The organism is Paeniglutamicibacter gangotriensis Lz1y, assembly GCF_000348945.1.
Classification (GTDB): Bacteria; Actinomycetota; Actinomycetes; order Actinomycetales; family Micrococcaceae; genus Paeniglutamicibacter; species Paeniglutamicibacter gangotriensis.
In genome coordinates, this window is the sequence record NZ_AOCK01000006.1 from 63,408 (window position 1) to 78,046 (window position 14,639).

16 protein-coding genes are annotated in these 14,639 nt (G+C 64.3%); 9 read left to right on the forward strand and 7 right to left on the reverse strand.

The window, feature by feature from the left end:
* The first annotated feature begins 137 nt into the window (after positions 1–137).
* Positions 138–914, forward strand: coding sequence for a substrate-binding domain-containing protein (locus ADIAG_RS11010; protein ID WP_268744243.1), 777 nt, complete (start codon positions 138–140; stop codon positions 912–914).
* Positions 902–1,249 (forward strand): substrate-binding domain-containing protein, encoded by a 348-nt coding sequence (locus ADIAG_RS22395; RefSeq protein ID WP_007271440.1) that lies wholly within the window; start codon positions 902–904, stop codon positions 1,247–1,249. Before ADIAG_RS11010 ends, ADIAG_RS22395 begins: the two co-directional genes overlap by 13 nt.
* A 170-nt stretch (positions 1,250–1,419) precedes the next feature.
* On the opposite strand, the gene ADIAG_RS11015 is transcribed toward ADIAG_RS22395, so the two are convergent.
* Together ADIAG_RS11015 and ADIAG_RS11020 are read right to left on the reverse strand one after the other, a co-directional pair.
* On the reverse strand, positions 1,420–1,860 hold the full coding sequence (locus tag ADIAG_RS11015) for an arsenate-mycothiol transferase ArsC (RefSeq protein ID WP_007271441.1): 441 nt from the start codon (positions 1,858–1,860) through the stop codon (positions 1,420–1,422).
* On the reverse strand, positions 1,857–2,243 hold the full coding sequence (locus tag ADIAG_RS11020; protein ID WP_007271442.1) for an ArsR/SmtB family transcription factor: 387 nt from the start codon (positions 2,241–2,243) through the stop codon (positions 1,857–1,859). The genes ADIAG_RS11015 and ADIAG_RS11020 overlap by 4 nt, the downstream gene beginning before the upstream one ends.
* A gap of 117 nt (positions 2,244–2,360) precedes the next feature.
* Here ADIAG_RS11020 and arsB point away from each other — a divergent pair, with 117 nt between their 5' ends.
* The 4 genes from arsB to pstS all read left to right on the forward strand — a co-directional run bounded on the left by arsB (position 2,361) and on the right by pstS (position 6,613).
* On the forward strand, positions 2,361–3,452 hold the full coding sequence (gene arsB, locus ADIAG_RS11025) for an ACR3 family arsenite efflux transporter (RefSeq protein WP_007271443.1): 1,092 nt from the start codon (positions 2,361–2,363) through the stop codon (positions 3,450–3,452).
* The gene (locus tag ADIAG_RS11030) at positions 3,449–3,865 is read left to right on the forward strand and encodes an arsenate reductase ArsC (protein ID WP_007271444.1); all 417 of its coding nucleotides are present in this window, start codon (positions 3,449–3,451) and stop codon (positions 3,863–3,865) included. Before arsB ends, ADIAG_RS11030 begins: the two co-directional genes overlap by 4 nt.
* A gap of 34 nt (positions 3,866–3,899) precedes the next feature.
* Positions 3,900–5,342, forward strand: coding sequence for an FAD-dependent oxidoreductase (locus tag ADIAG_RS11035; RefSeq protein ID WP_007271445.1), 1,443 nt, complete (start codon positions 3,900–3,902; stop codon positions 5,340–5,342).
* A 116-nt stretch (positions 5,343–5,458) separates the two neighbouring features.
* The gene (pstS, locus tag ADIAG_RS11040) at positions 5,459–6,613 is read left to right on the forward strand and encodes a phosphate ABC transporter substrate-binding protein PstS (RefSeq protein WP_007271446.1); all 1,155 of its coding nucleotides are present in this window, start codon (positions 5,459–5,461) and stop codon (positions 6,611–6,613) included.
* 86 nt (positions 6,614–6,699) lie between these two features.
* Here pstS and ADIAG_RS11045 read toward each other — a convergent pair whose 3' ends face one another.
* Both ADIAG_RS11045 and ADIAG_RS11050 read right to left on the reverse strand, forming a co-directional pair.
* Positions 6,700–7,740, reverse strand: coding sequence for a hemolysin family protein (locus tag ADIAG_RS11045; RefSeq protein ID WP_007271447.1), 1,041 nt, complete (start codon positions 7,738–7,740; stop codon positions 6,700–6,702).
* Positions 7,737–9,086 (reverse strand): hemolysin family protein, encoded by a 1,350-nt coding sequence (locus ADIAG_RS11050; protein ID WP_007271448.1) that lies wholly within the window; start codon positions 9,084–9,086, stop codon positions 7,737–7,739. The genes ADIAG_RS11045 and ADIAG_RS11050 overlap by 4 nt, the downstream gene beginning before the upstream one ends.
* A 346-nt stretch (positions 9,087–9,432) precedes the next feature.
* On the opposite strand from ADIAG_RS11050, the gene ADIAG_RS11060 reads away from it, so the two are divergent.
* The gene (locus ADIAG_RS11060; RefSeq protein ID WP_043474729.1) at positions 9,433–10,650 is read left to right on the forward strand and encodes an amidohydrolase; all 1,218 of its coding nucleotides are present in this window, start codon (positions 9,433–9,435) and stop codon (positions 10,648–10,650) included.
* 145 nt (positions 10,651–10,795) lie between these two features.
* Positions 10,796–10,924 carry a hypothetical protein gene (locus ADIAG_RS22400; protein WP_007271450.1) on the forward strand — a complete coding sequence of 43 codons (129 nt, stop codon included), beginning with the start codon at positions 10,796–10,798 and terminating at the stop codon, positions 10,922–10,924.
* Between the two features lie 118 nt (positions 10,925–11,042).
* Here ADIAG_RS22400 and ADIAG_RS20240 read toward each other — a convergent pair whose 3' ends face one another.
* The 3 genes from ADIAG_RS20240 to ADIAG_RS11075 all read right to left on the reverse strand — a co-directional run bounded on the left by ADIAG_RS20240 (position 11,043) and on the right by ADIAG_RS11075 (position 13,654).
* A complete protein-coding gene (locus tag ADIAG_RS20240) occupies positions 11,043–11,921 on the reverse strand; it encodes a uracil-DNA glycosylase family protein (RefSeq protein ID WP_007271451.1) in 879 nt (292 codons plus the stop codon).
* Positions 11,922–12,093: 172 nt separating this feature from the next.
* Entirely contained in the window at positions 12,094–12,726 is a 633-nt protein-coding gene (locus ADIAG_RS11070) for a uracil-DNA glycosylase family protein (protein ID WP_007271452.1), read from the reverse strand.
* Between the two features lie 148 nt (positions 12,727–12,874).
* Positions 12,875–13,654, reverse strand: coding sequence for an SDR family NAD(P)-dependent oxidoreductase (locus tag ADIAG_RS11075; RefSeq protein WP_007271453.1), 780 nt, complete (start codon positions 13,652–13,654; stop codon positions 12,875–12,877).
* 83 nt (positions 13,655–13,737) lie between these two features.
* Here ADIAG_RS11075 and ADIAG_RS11080 point away from each other — a divergent pair, with 83 nt between their 5' ends.
* Positions 13,738–14,322, forward strand: a complete 585-nt coding sequence (locus ADIAG_RS11080) for a TetR family transcriptional regulator (protein WP_007271454.1) — start codon at positions 13,738–13,740, stop codon at positions 14,320–14,322.
* The last annotated feature ends 317 nt before the right edge of the window (positions 14,323–14,639 follow it).

The window sequence follows — 14,639 nt, forward strand, 5'->3', positions numbered from 1 at the left end:
CAACGACCGAAGGGTCCAACACCCCGGTGTCGAAATCCATCATCGTGGCCGTGTCCGTGTCCGTGGCCCTGGCCCTGGCACCAGCCTGAGGCAGGAGCTGGAGGCAGGGAGGGCAGCACAGCGCGAATAACTGCCTGTTGAATACTGCCATCTACGGGGTCATGATGAAACTTGGCTACAAACTTGCCACGGTTGCCGTCGGAGCCCTGCTCACGGCAACCACTCTCACCGCCTGCGGGTCCAGTGATCCGGAGACGACGAGCAGCGATGGATCGGCCGGCCCGGCCGTGGAGATCGGACTGTTGCTCCCCGAAACCAAGACCACCCGTTACGAGCCCTTCGACAGGCCTCTGTTCGAGGCCAAGATGAAGTCGCTGGGCAACTACGACGTCGCCTATTCCAACGCCGCGCAGGACGCCGCCAAGCAGCAGCAACATGCCGAGTCCGCACTCACCAACGGGGTCAAGGTCCTGGTCCTTGGCCCGGTCAACGCCCAATCTGCGTCCAGCATCGTGGCCGGCGCCACGGCGCCGGAGGTCCCGGTGATTTCCTATGACCGGCTGGTGGCCGGAACTCCGGATCTGGCCTACTACATCTCCTTCCACAACGAACAAGTCGGGGTGCTGCAGGCCAACGCCCTGATGGACAAGCTCACCAAGGACGGCACCAAGGATCCTTCGATCCTGATGGTCAACGGCTCGTCCGCCGACGGCAATGCGGTGCTCTTCACGAAGGGCGCCCACTCGGTGTTCGACAAGTCGGAGGTGAAGATCCTGGCCAAATACGACACCCCGGACTGGTCGCCAGATAAGGCGCAGGAATGGGTTGCCGGGCAAGTCACCCAGCACACAGGCCGATCGACGCGGTCTACGCAGCCAATGACGGCACCGCCGGCGGTGCAGTGGCAGCACTAAAGGCAGCCAACGTCGAACCGTGGCCGGTCATCATCGGGCAGGATGCAGAACTCACCGGCATCCAGCGGATCGTGTCCGGGGACCAATTCATGACCATCTACAAGGCCATCAAGACCGAGGCCGAACTGGCAGCAAAGTTCGCCGACCAGCTGGCCAGGGGAGAGAGTCCCACCGACTCCACCGACGTGGATGGGGTCCCGACCAAGCTGTTGACCCCGGTGGTCGTCACCAGGGAGAACATTATGGACACCGTGGTGAAGGACGGTTTCTACACGGTGGAGCAGATCTGTACCGCCGAATACGCCGACGCGTGCGCGGCGGCCGATATCAAGTAGCACCCACGGCCCTTGGCTCCGAGTGCAATTGCTCGCTGCGCTACATGATCACCGGTTCGGTGCTGCTGCTCGCGGTCATCATCGATTCCATGTCGCGTCGCTCGCGCCGGGCCGCGGGATGGGCCTGAGAGTGACAGGTCGGGTGCCGGATGCAGCGGTGCTGCTACTGCTCAGGTACGTCGCTGAAGCCGGGCCGCCAGGTCTTTGATGCGTGCGTGGATGTCGTCGCGCACCAATTCCATGCGCTGCCGGCCCTCGATGCCGCGTAGGGAGGGTTCATCGGTTTCCCAGGTTTCCACCCGGACTCCGTCGATCGCCGGCACCTTGGCCTCGGCGCCCAGAACCACCACAAGTCCGGCGGCCAGCATACTCTGCCGGGTCAGCATTTTGGGCTTCTGAGCGGTGATGTCAACGCCCAGGTCCAGCAGCACCTCGGCCGAGAGTGCATTGATGGCCGTGCCCGGCGTGGTCCCGGCCGAGGTGACGGTGACCCGATTGCCGGTTTCGTGTTTCATCAGACCGGCGGCCATCTGTGACTTCCCGCCGTTCTTGACGCAGACAAAAAGCACTGCTGGCCGGGTGTCGGCCGGCTGGTTCGCATCCACGCTCACACCTTTGGGGCCAGGGTTGCGGCCAGCGCGCCCAAGGCTCCGGGAACCAGCGAGTAATACGCCCAGACACCGCGTTTTTCGCGGTGCAGCAGGCCCGCCTCCACCATGATCTTCAGGTGGTGGGAGACCGTGGGCTGGCCCAGGTTCAGCGGTTCGGACAGGTCGCAGACGCAGGTCTCGGCCTCCGGGGAGGAAGATACGATCGAGAGGATGCGCAGCCGGTTCGGGTCGGCCAGCGCCTTGAATCGCAGGGCGAGGGCCTCGGCCTCACCGGCCAACAAGGACTCTTGTCCGTGGGCGGGGACGCAGCACGGAGCTTCCGATCCCTGGTCGGAAACCGCGGGGGTTTCCTGACGGGTGGGGGTGGCGACCGGTGTGGGCATGTGCCGTGCCTCGCTTTCTTGGGGCTCCCGGAGGGGAGATTGACAATCGTCGATATAGGCAAGGATACTCGATACATCGACACCCGTCGATGCCTAGCCTCCTGGAGTGAACTCGCCGTGACATCTCATGCCCCGCCCGCCGATACCCGGCAGCTGACCGCCAAGCTCTCCACGCTGGACCGCTACCTGGCGATCTGGATCCTGGCGGCCATGGCCCTGGGACTGGCCCTGGGCAGGCTCATTCCCGGACTGGGCGCGGCACTGGACTCCATCCAGATCGCCGGAATCTCGCTACCCATCGCGATGGGCCTGCTGGTGATGATGTACCCGGTACTGGCCAAGGTCCGCTACAACGAGACCGGCAAGGTGCTCAGCGACAAGAAACTCATGATCACCTCGCTGGTGATCAACTGGGTCCTGGCCCCGGCCTTCATGTTCGTTCTGGCCTGGATCTTCCTGGCCGACCTACCCGAATACCGCACCGGACTGATCATCGTCGGGCTCGCCCGCTGTATCGCGATGGTCTTCATCTGGAACGATCTGGCCTGCGGCGACCGCGAAGCAACGGCCGTGCTGGTCGCCATCAACTCCGTCTTCCAGGTCTTCGCCTTCGGCGCCCTGGGCTGGTTCTACCTGCAGGCCCTGCCGTCCTGGCTCGGACTGCCCACCACGAGTGCCGAATTCTCGATTCTCACCATCACGCTCTCCGTCCTGGTGTTCCTGGGTATCCCGCTGATCGCCGGGTACCTCACCCGCACCCTGGGGGAAAAGACCAGGGGACGCGACTGGTACGAGGATAAGTTCCTGCCCAAGATCGGTCCGTGGGCCCTCTACGGGCTGCTGTTCACCATTGTGCTGCTCTTCGCCCTGCAGGGCGATAACATCATTGCCAAGCCGCTGGATGTGGTGAGCATTGCGTTACCGCTGCTGGTCTACTTCCTGGTGACCTTCGGCGCCTCGATGCTCATCGGACGCGCCCTGCGCATGGGCTATGCCCGCACGACCTCCCTGGCCTTCACCGCGGCCAGCAACAACTTCGAGCTGGCCATCGCCGTGGCCATCGCCACCTTCGGGGTCACCAGCGGCCAGGCCCTGGCCGGAGTCGTCGGACCGCTCATCGAGGTCCCGCTGCTCGTGGCCCTGGTCTATGTCGCCCTGTGGTCCCGCAAGTTCTTTCCTTCTATCAACTCCGCAAAGGCCTCCGCATGAGCAGTACATCGAAGCCCTCCGTCCTGTTCGTCTGCGTGCACAACGCCGGACGCTCGCAAATGGCCGCAGCCTTCCTGAGCAACCTGTCCGCCGGGCAGATCGAAGTCCGCTCCGCCGGCTCACAGCCGGCCGACGCCGTGAACCCGGCCGCAGTTGCCGCCATGAACGAGGTAGGCATCGACATGGCGGGTGAAGCCCCCAAGATCCTCACCACCGAAGCGGTGAAGGAATCCGACGTGGTCATCACCATGGGCTGCGGGGACACCTGCCCGATCTTCCCGGGCAAACGCTACGAGGACTGGGTGCTCGAAGACCCCGCCGGACAAGGTATCGAGGCTGTCCGTCCGATCCGCGACGAGATCCGCACCCGCATCGAGGCCCTGATCTCCGAACTGCTGCCCGCAACCACGTAACGCACGCCCCGTCGGATCTCAGGAGCTCAAGAGCATGAACCAGCAGTACCCCGTGATCATCATCGGCGCCGGCCCCATCGGTCTGGCCGCCGCGGCACACCTGATCGAACGTCACCAGGACGTTCGTGTCCTCGAAGCCGGGCCCAGCGCAGGGGCGGCCATCCAAAACTGGGGGCACATCAAGCTCTTCTCCACCTGGAAATACAACATTGACGCCGCCTCCCGCCGGCTGCTGGAAACCCCGACAGGCACCTATCCCGGCGATTGGGTGGCACCTCGGGAAACCCGCCTGCCCACCGGCGCCGAGATGGTCACCAACTACCTTGAACCGCTGGCAGCCCACCCGGCGCTGGCCCCGAACATCAGCTACGGGCACCGCGTCACGCAGATCACCCGCATCCAGGCAGAGGGCAAGAGCGTGGACAAGACCCGCACCCAGGGCCGTGAGGATTCCCTCTTCCTGGTGCGCACACAAACCGCAGCCGGAACCGAGGACCTGCTGGCCCGGGCCGTCATCGACGCCTCCGGAACCTGGGACACCCCCAACCCGGTGGGTCGCTCCGGCATCGAAGCCATCGGCGAAACCGAGGCCCGCGCCTCCGGATTCATCACCTGCCCGTTGCCCGATCCACTGGGAACGGACCGGGAAGCCTTTGCGCGCAAAACGATCCTGGTCCTGGGTGCCGGGCACTCCGCTTCCAACACGCTGATCAGCCTGGGCCGGTTGCGCCAACAACACCCGGACACCACCATCCTCTGGGGTCTGCGCGGGGAAGCGAACCCGGTGAAGCTCTACGGCGGGGGAGCGGCGGATCAGCTGCCGGCCCGAGGCCAACTGGGCACCTCGCTGCGTCGTTTCGTCGAAAACTCCGACATCACCATCGTGGAAAACCTCTCGATCAGCGCCCTGGACATCGGCGAGAAGTTGACGCTGGACTTGGCCGGGGGCCGCAACCTCGTGGTTGACCTCCTGGTTCCTGCCACCGGATTCCGCCCGGACCTGGCCATGCTCTCCGAGCTGCGCCTGGATCTGGATACGATCGTGGAGGCACCCAGCGCGCTGGGCCCGCTGATCGATCCGGAATTCCACAGCTGCGGCACCGTCACCGCCCACGGCGAGTCCGTGCTGGCGCACCCGGAAGCCGACTTCTACATCGTGGGGATGAAGAGCTACGGCCGCGCGCCGACCTTCCTCATGGCCACCGGCTACGAGCAGGTCCGCTCCATCGCCGCGTCCCTGGCCGGGGACCGCGCCGCCGCAGAGAATCTTGAACTTCAACTTCCCGAAACCGGGGTGTGCTCCACCGACCTGGGTGGTTCCTGCGATGCCCCGGCCACCGGGGAACCAGCTGCCGCCTGTGGCACGGAGGAACCCGCAGCCGATTCCTGCTGCGGCACTCCCGTGCCGGTGTCCATCGGATTCGGCACCGGAACGCTGCACGGGTTCACCGAACTGGCCCAGGTCCCGGGCCGGTAACACCCTCCGATGCGGTGCCCGGGCCGGGGTCGCGCTATGGTCGGTAAGGTAAAAAATTCGTAGCTGCGCTCGTGCTGGCACCGGCATGCACGCAGTACACCCAGGAGGAACGCCCCGTGTCAGTTCAGGCGAAGCAGCATCTTCAGCACCGTTTGGCGGCACCGAGAACTGTGCGCCGGTCCGTGGCCATGGCGCTCGGTGCGGGCCTGTTGCTCACCGGGTGCGGGGCCGACTACCCGCTGGGCGAGGCCCAGCGGCAGGCGGCCGAGAACAACACCTCGAAGCTTTCGGGCACCGTCACCGGCGGAGGCTCCAGCGCACAGAACTCCGCGATGAACGCCTGGATCGGCGGATTTGCCACCATGAACCCCAAGGTGCAGGTGCAATACGCCTCGGTTGGTTCCGGGGCCGGGCGTGCCGGTCTGCTGGCCGGTGCCACCACCTTCGCCGGCTCCGATGCTTACCTCAAGGAATCCGAGGTCGCCGATTCGCAGGAAACTTGCGGACCGGCCGGGGCCATCAACATCCCCACCTATATCTCCCCGATTTCCGTCGCGTTCAACCTGCCGGGCATCAAGGAGCTGACCTTTGACGCTCAGACCCTCGCGCAGATCTTCAGCGGCACCATCACCTCCTGGCAAGACCCAGCCATCAAGGCACTGAACCCGGATACCAACATCCCCGATGTCCCGATGACCGCCGTGGCCCGCTCGGATGACTCGGGCACCACGGAGAACTTCACCGACTACCTGCACGCAGCGGCGCCCCAAGACTGGAAGCACGATCCTTCCGGGTCCTGGCCCGGCGGGCTGGGCAGCGAACAGGCTCAGGGCAACTCCGGGGTGGTGACCACCGTGGCCCGCACCCCCGGGGCACTGACCTACGCCGATGACTCACTGGTTGATGAATCGCTGGGCAAGGCCAAGCTGCGCGTGGGCGAAACGGACGTGGCGGTCAGCGGTGAATCGGCGGCCCTCGCCGTGACAGCCTCGCAGCGGGCCCCGGGCCGCGGAGGGCACGATATTGCCTTGGATCTGGACCGCAAGACCACCAAGGCGGGGGCCTACCCGCTGGTGCTGGTCTCTTACTTCATCGTCTGCAGCAGCTACTCCGATCCGAACACCGTGGAACTGATCAAGGCCTTCGGGAACTACATCGTCAGCGACGAGGGCCAACAGGTAGCAGCGGACTCGGCCAAGAGCGCTCCGATGCCCACCGAGCTTGCCGTCGAGGCTGCCGCGGCCATCGAATCGATCACCTTGCGGCACTAGCCCGGCGGTACGGCGCGCGAAAAACGGGAGCGGTGCACCTGGTTTCTAGGTGGACCGCTCCCGTTCCCTAGGCGGAGGTGGCGTCCCTAGGCACTGGTGGCGTCCTGCACCTCGCCGACCAATTCCTCGATGATGTCCTCCAGAAAGAGCACCCCGGTGGTGGAACCCTGCGCATCAAGCACGCGGGCGACGTGGGATCCGCTGCGGCGCATCGCCGCCAGCGCGTCTTCCAGTTCGCTGGAACCCGACACCGAGGCCAGGGGTCGGATCCGCTTGGGCGGGACGGGTGCGGCAAAGGCCTGTGCGGTGGTGAGGTCCATGACGTCCTTCAGATGCAGGTAGCCGGTGGGCTCGCCCGCCTCGTTGATCAGGATGTAGCGGGAAAAGCCGTGCGTGGCCACCGCGCCCTGGATGTCGGCCGGGGTGGAACCCTGGGGCAGCAGCACCATCTGTGAGATCGGCACCTCAACGGCGGCGACCTTCTTGGTGGTGAACTCGAAGGCCTTGCTCAGCGTCCCGCTGGCATCCGAGAGCATGCCGTCGCGGGTCGACTGGTCCACAATGCTTGCCACCTCGTCGAGGGTATAGGCGCTGGTGGCGCCGTCCTTGGGTTCAACCCGGAACAGACGCAGGATGGAGTTAGCGATGCCATTCAGGGTCCAGATCACCGGCTTCACGATGCGGGCCACCATGACCAGCGGCGGGGCCAGGATCAGGGCGGCACGCGTGGGCACCGAGAAGGAGATGTTCTTGGGGACCATTTCGCCGATCACCACGTGCAGGAAGGTGACCAGCAGCAGCGCCGTGATGAAGGCGATGATTCCGATGGCCTCGGCCGAGAGCGTGGTGAGGCCCAGCGGGATCTCCAACAAGTGGTGGATCGCCGGCTCGGAGACGTTCAGGATCACCAGCGAGCACACGGTGATGCCAAGCTGGCTCGTGGCCAGCATCAAGGTGGCATGCTCCATGGCCCACAGCGTGGTCTTGGCTGCCTTGGAGCCTGCCTCGGCCTTCGGCTCGATCTGCGAGCGGCGGGCGGAGATCACGGCGAACTCGGCGCCGACGAAGAAGGCGTTGATGGCCAGCAGCACCACGAGCCAAATGATTCCGGGTAGGTACTCGTTCATCGACTCTGCTCCTGGTTCGGGTTCTGGAAGGTGCGCTCATCGGCGTCCGGCACGGGGTCGGCGGGGGTGAACTTCAGGCGCTCGATGTGCGTGCCCAGGACGCGTTCGACGCGCAGCAACCCCTCGGGCAGGGACACCTCGTCGCCGAGTTCCGGGATGCGGTCCAAGCGGTCGGTGACGAAGCCCGCCAGGGTGTCGTAGTCCTCGCCGTCCGGGACCTTGATCCCGGTGCGGTCCAGCAGCTCGTCGGGGCGCAGGGACGCATCAAAGGTCACCGAGCGTCCGGTCTTTACCACGCCGATGCGGACCTTGTCGTGTTCGTCCTCGAGCTCACCGACGATCTCCTCCACGAGGTCCTCGAGGGTGACGATGCCTGCTGTCCCGCCGTGCTCGTCGGAGACGATGGCGACTTGCAGGCCCTGCTGACGCAGAAGCCCCAGCAGCGATTCGACACCCATGGATTCGGGAATCCGCAACGGCTCATGCATCAAATCCTCGGCACGTACCGTTGCCCGCTGCTCCATGGGCAAGGCAAAGGCCTGTTTGACATGCAGCACGCCCAGGATGTCGTCGCGGTCCCGGCCGGTGACGGGGAAACGCGAGAAGCCGGTCCGGATGGCCAGCGTAATGATGTCCTCGGCACTGTCCTGCGCCTCCACGGCCATCATGCGCACGCGGGGAGTCATCACATCAACGGCACTGTGCTCGGAGAAGCGCAGCGTGCGATGCAGCAGCGTCGCGTGGTCTTGGTCAAGCACGCCTTCCATCGCGGAGCGGCGGACCAGAGAGCTGAGCTCCTCGGCGCTCCGGGCTCCGGAGAGTTCTTCCTTCGGTTCGATGCCGAAGGAGCGGATGATGGCGTTGGCGGTGTTGTTGAACAGCAGGATCACTGGCTTGAAGACGGAGGTGAACAATGCCTGAAAGGGCACCACCACCTTGGCGGTGGCCAGCGGCAGCGCCAGGGCGAAGTTCTTGGGCACCAGTTCGCCAATGATCATCGAGAAGACGGTGGCGATGAAGATGCCCACCACCGCGCCGATGCCCGGGACAATCGATTCCGGCACGCCGGAATCCAACAGCGGACCACGCAGCAGCGAGCTGATGGCCGGTTCGAAGGTGTAGCCGGTCAGCAGGGTGGTGAGGGTGATTCCCAGCTGGGCGCTGGAGAGGTGGGTCGAGGTGATTTTCAGGGCCTTGATGGTGGTTCCAAGGCGCTTTTCGCCGCGCGCTGCACGGGATTCAAGTTCGTGCCGGTCAAGGTTGACCAAGGCGAATTCGGAGGCAACAAATAATCCTGTGCCAACGGTGAGGACAAGACCGATGCCGATCATGATCAATTCATACATTCGGGCGCCCCTCTCCGATGGGTGTCGGAATCATTCCGGCAGATAGGGAGAGGGGCGTGGGCATGTGAGAAGGGGGGTCATCCATAATGCTTACGATTCTAGCTGGCCTGTTGCTTCCCGATGGTGCGCGTGGTGGCCCCCGTCAGCGCGTTTCCGGCCCCTAAGGTCCCCTGCGAGCCCATGACTCTAAGGAAAGCGCACGCAACCATGCCGGTGGCCACACGCACGTCGTTCACAGTGAATTCCCAGTCTGGGTCGAAGCCCCGCAGTAACCTGGCGGCCCGGTGCGGGCGCGACACGGCAACACCATGGCAGCAAGGGGGGCTCGGGTCCTAAGCTCATGACCATGGGCATTGATCTGGAGCACCTGTACCGCGACCTGCACGCCAACCCCGAGCTCTCCTTCCAGGAGCACCGCACCGCTGACATCGTCGCCGGGCACCTGATCGAACTGGGCCTCGATGTTCACCGGGGAATTGGTGGAACGGGCGTAGTCGGGGTGTTGGCCAACGGGACAGGACCCACCGTGCTGCTCCGGGCGGACATGGACGGGCTCCCGGTGCTCGAAGCCACTGGCTTGGACTACGCCAGTACCGTGATCGGCACCGACTCCGAAGGCCATCCCGTCCTGGTCATGCATGCCTGCGGACACGACGTGCACGTCAGCTGCCTGATCGGCGCGGTGGAAAAGTTCGCTGCCGAACCCGGATCATGGTCAGGGACCCTGGTCGCGCTCTTCCAGCCGGCGGAGGAGCACGGTGGCGGTGCCCAAGCCATGGTTGATGACGGGCTCTATGCCCGGGTGCCGACACCGGATGTCGTCTTAGGGCAGCACGTGGCTCCGTTCCCGGCCGGCTGGCTCGGGTTGCGCGCCGGTGTTGCCATGGCCGCTGCCGATTCGCTGAACGTCACCCTATACGGCTCCGGGGGACATGGCTCGCGCCCGGAAACGACCGTGGACCCGGTACTGCTGGCCGCTGCCACCACCATGCGCCTGCAGGGCGTGATCTCGCGGGAGCTGGCCGCCGCCGATCAAGCGGTGCTGACCGTGGGACAAATCCATGCCGGCACCAAGAACAACATCATCGCTTCCCAGGCAACCCTGGGACTGAGCATCAGGACCTTCCATGAATCGGTGCGCGCCAAGGTACTCAGTTCCATCGAACGCGTGGTGCATGGGGAGGCCATGGCTTCGGGCTCACCCATGGATCCGGTGATCACCTTCGACGAACATTTCCCGCTGACCATTAACGACCCCACGGCCACGGCACGGGTCTCTTCGGCGCTGGCCGGACACTTCGGCACCGATCGCATCATTGACCCAGGCGCGGTTGCGGGCAGCGAGGACGTGGGCGTCCTAGCCACGGCGGCCGGTGTTCCGCTGGTGTATTGGTTCTTGGGAGGGGCGGATCCCGCGTTATTCAAGGACTTTGCCGCCACGGGCAGGATGCCGGAGAACATTCCCTCGAACCATTCGCCGCATTTCGCCCCGTGGATCCAACCGACCCTGGGTGTGGGCGTCGATGCCCTGGTGGTTGCTGCCCGTGCGTGGCTGGCCTCATAGCTTCAAGTTCCGGCGGACGGGTCGTCCGTGGAGCCGTCCGCGGATTGCAGCCAAACGTGCAGGAATACAGCGTATGGTGATGCGGTAGGGGTACTTTCCCCTACATTGTGGGAATGCGGCGCATTCCCGGCTAGGACGGCACCATATGTCGAAGTCACCGCGCAAGGCAGAAGACAAGAAACCTTCGAAGTCGATCAAGGAAAAGCGTGCCGAGAAGCGCTCGAAGAGCGCAGGGGAGACCATCATTGACCCTGTGCGTAAGGCTTCGAAGTAAACGCTATGCGCCATGGCTGAGCCAATCGGCCACAGGAATTGCTTATGAAAATGCCTGTTCGTTGAAGGAATCTCCTTCCGCGAACAGGCATTTTTTTATCTTCTCGGCACGGTTGCCGCTATCTGACGCCGGCTCCGCGGTAGACCCGGACCCACGTGTCCGGGGTGACGCCCAGGGCGCGGCGCTGTCCGGCGACCTCAACAGTCAAGGTCACCCGCCACTCCGGGCTGGGCTGAAAGGCCTTGAGCAGAGGGCCATGCAGCGTTTGGGTTCCATCGTTGACCTCGATCACACGGCTGAGGTGCTCGGGTCCTAGGTCCTCGGCGCGCACCATGGATTCACGGCGTGGGCCGGCCGGTCCCCGTGGGGCCCGCACGATCGCGCGGGCCTCGCGCATGGCTTCCGAGCGACGGGCGATACGGGCTTCGCGTTGCGCGGTGGTGCCGCTCAACGACAACGGGCCGGGGGAGAAGCTGGGGATCGCGGTGATGCGGGTGATGGCCTGCGGGTACTTCTTGGTGACCTTGCCCCAGAAGTCCTCCGGTCCCTTGCCCATCAGGATGACGGCACGCAGGTTGGGGACCAGGCGCAACAGCCGGCTCATTGGTTCAAGACCCGCCGTGGTCTCGGCGCCGGTCAGGCGTCCAGACGCGTCCGCGGCACGTTCCCAGGGGTATGCATGCGCCAGCACGACTTCCTTGGTGTCGATTCCCGACTCTTCCAGCAACGTGGCCAAGGCCTCGGCAGCAGCATCGTCGTCCTCGGTGGAGAGGACGAACTCGCCATCTGCGGAGTCCTGGGCCGGGGAGGGCAGCAAGCACAAGATGGTGGCATCGGTGCCGCCGTTCAGGGGCGCGAAGTAGGGAACCGAGCCGGCGTTCTGCGGCCGGGCGTCGCGCAGGTCGTTCACCAGGGAATTGAGCGGTGCAACGTGTTCGGCCCACAACCCCGATTCCTGCGAGTTCCTGAAGTCGGAGTCATTCATCTTGCGGGGCATTAAGTTCTCTCATGAATCTTTCGAATGGTGTCGAGCCATAATCATGGCACGGTCGGGCGCCTAATCGATAGCCCCAAGGCCTTGGGGTAGCAGGTATCACGGGATTGGGGCCAACGAGCGCCGGAATCGTGGCTTGTGGGCGGTTCCCGGCACGAACGAGCCGATGCACGGGTCAGGGTTGGGAACTGGCTTCCTTCAGGCGTGCAGCGATATCCGCCCAGATACGCTTTTGCTCCTGGCGGTCAACGGCCCGCTTGGCTCCCAGCGGGTGCAGCGAGCGGATGATGTGCACCTTCGGGTGCGCTGCCAGCAGTTGGGGCAGTACCGCAGCTGCTGCATCCTGGGCCTTGCGGCCCAGCAGCAACAGCATCCGCAGATCCGTCATCAGCCCCATGACCTCCAACAGAGCCAGGCCGCCCTCGAGTGATTGCTCGGGTGTCATATCCCGCTTGGGATCAACGCGGGGCCACGGGTAGCCGTTCCAGTAGCAAAAGTTGACCGGATCGATGTTGAACTCGGTCATCAGGTGACGTTGGCGGTCCGCAGCCCGGTCGGGATTCCGAATGCACATGAACGTGGTTTCCTCGCCAGGTTCACCGGCGTCATTGAGGACCACGAGCGCCGGGGCATTGATTCCGCCGTGCCAGGGGGCTGCCAGCGGCATGCCGACCCCGCCCTTGGCGGCGCCCAATCGTTCGATGAGGCTGTTCAGTGGGGCCACATGGGGATCGAACCGGTCGGCGAGCTGCTCCTGCCAAAACGGGTCGTCTGGTTGGGCGCGCTTCCAATGATCCGCCAGTGCCACAGCAACCCCTTTGTCTTTGTACCGAATTCCAGGCTTCGTCAACCCGGTGCCGGGTTCGAATCTACCAAGGTGCGCCGGGCGGAACTTCTCTGACACCCGGCGGACCTTGGACAGTGGGACGGTGGATAGCTGCCAGGGTGCGTCGGTGCTAGATCGCCGACCAGCCGCCGTCCGATGGCAGAATGACGCCGTTGAGGTTGGTGCCGTCGTCGCTGAGCAAAAAGGTAATCGAAGCGGCCAGCTCGTTCGCTGCCACGGGAGTGGGAATGATCGTGCCCATGATGGGGCCCAGGACCTGCTGCGCGTGCACCGAATCCATCGGTGCCTCGATGTTGGTGATGGTGGCACCTGGGGCGACGGCATTGAAGCGCAGTCCCGACTTGCCGTACATCACTGCAGAGTTCTTGGTGATGCCGACAACTGCGTGCTTGGAAGCGGTGTAGGCAACGCCCGCGGCAGATCCGCGGATCCCTGCTTCCGAGGTGATGTTCACGACCGAACCGGAGCCGGCTTCGAGCATCACCGGAACCACCGCGCGACTCAGACGCAGGATCGAGTTGACGTTGATATTGAAGACGCGTTCCCAGGTCGAGTCTTCGACCTCGTGGATGGGTTCAAACTTATCCATGATCCCTGCGACGTTGGCCAAGCCGTGAATGGTGCCACCTGCCGCAGCGACGACCTGGGCCACGACGTCTTCGTTGGTGATATCGCCCGCCACGGGAACGAGATCCAGGTCCGGGTGCTCGGCCACCAGGGAATCGAGGCGTTCGACGCTGATGTCTGCGGCAATGACTTTGCCGCCTTCCTTGGCAATACGCAGCGCCGTAGCCTGCCCAATGCCCGATCCGGCGCCCGTGACGATGACGGTCTTGGAGGCAAAGCGGCCGACGGTGAGCTGTTCCTGCCAGCTGTTTTCGGTGTTCATGGAGTTCTCCCTTGTGTCGAAAGCATGTGGTGACACCATCTTATGACACTCTGTGTCATAAAGGAATGGGCCATACTAGGTGCATGTCTCAGAGCCCCCACCAGACTCCTCAGCGCCCCTCGGGACGGCCGGTATCGATAGATCCTGAGGTCGTGGCCCGACGCGCCCTGGAACTCTTTGCCGCCCGCGGCTACGACGCTGTATCCATGGGGGAGATCGCTGTGGAAACGGGCATCGCCCGCAAGAGCCTGTATCGCTATTTTGAAAGCAAGCCCGCACTGGTGTGGGGAGGGCTGCTGGAGGCCGTTGATGTCTCCGGTTCGATGCTGCAAACCGCTGCACTCGACAACTCCGCGATCCTTGAGGGGCTGATGGCTGCCTCGGCTGCGGTGGTGGCCTCACTGCCGGATCTGGAGGTGACCCGCGGCAGATTGCGGCTTATTGCCAACCACCCGGAGCTGATGGCCCACGCACTGAGCATGCTCGAAAGCCAGCGCCGCCGGGTGCATGAGTATTTTCTAGCCAGTGGAATGGAAGCCGAACGGGCCCATTACCTGTCGATCGCGCACGCTTCGGTGAGCTTTGCCGCGTGGCTGCGCTGGTCGCGTGGCGATCAGCCCAGTCCACTGCCGTTCTTGCGCGGTGCGTTGGAAGTGTTGCGGTTTTAGGATCAGGTGCGCTCCCGCGAGGGCATCGTGTCTTGTCCGGGGTGAACGTCAGGTATCCGGTTGGCGAGGCGTCCTTGGACTGTTGATACGGACTCTCGCCTATTGGTGAGCGGGAGGGGCGGCGCGAAGAGCAGTAATGCGGTGTTCAGGCGCGTTGAGGATTGGGCTGCGGAGGGTCTTTCGCGTGGGATCGGACACGGATCAGGCCAAAAGATCCGATCTGTTCGTGCGAGGGGAAAGTATCTGGCACAATAGACAGGTACTCGATTTGAAGTGGCCCCTCTCTCCGCCTTAAGTCCTGTCCTTTTGAAGATCTG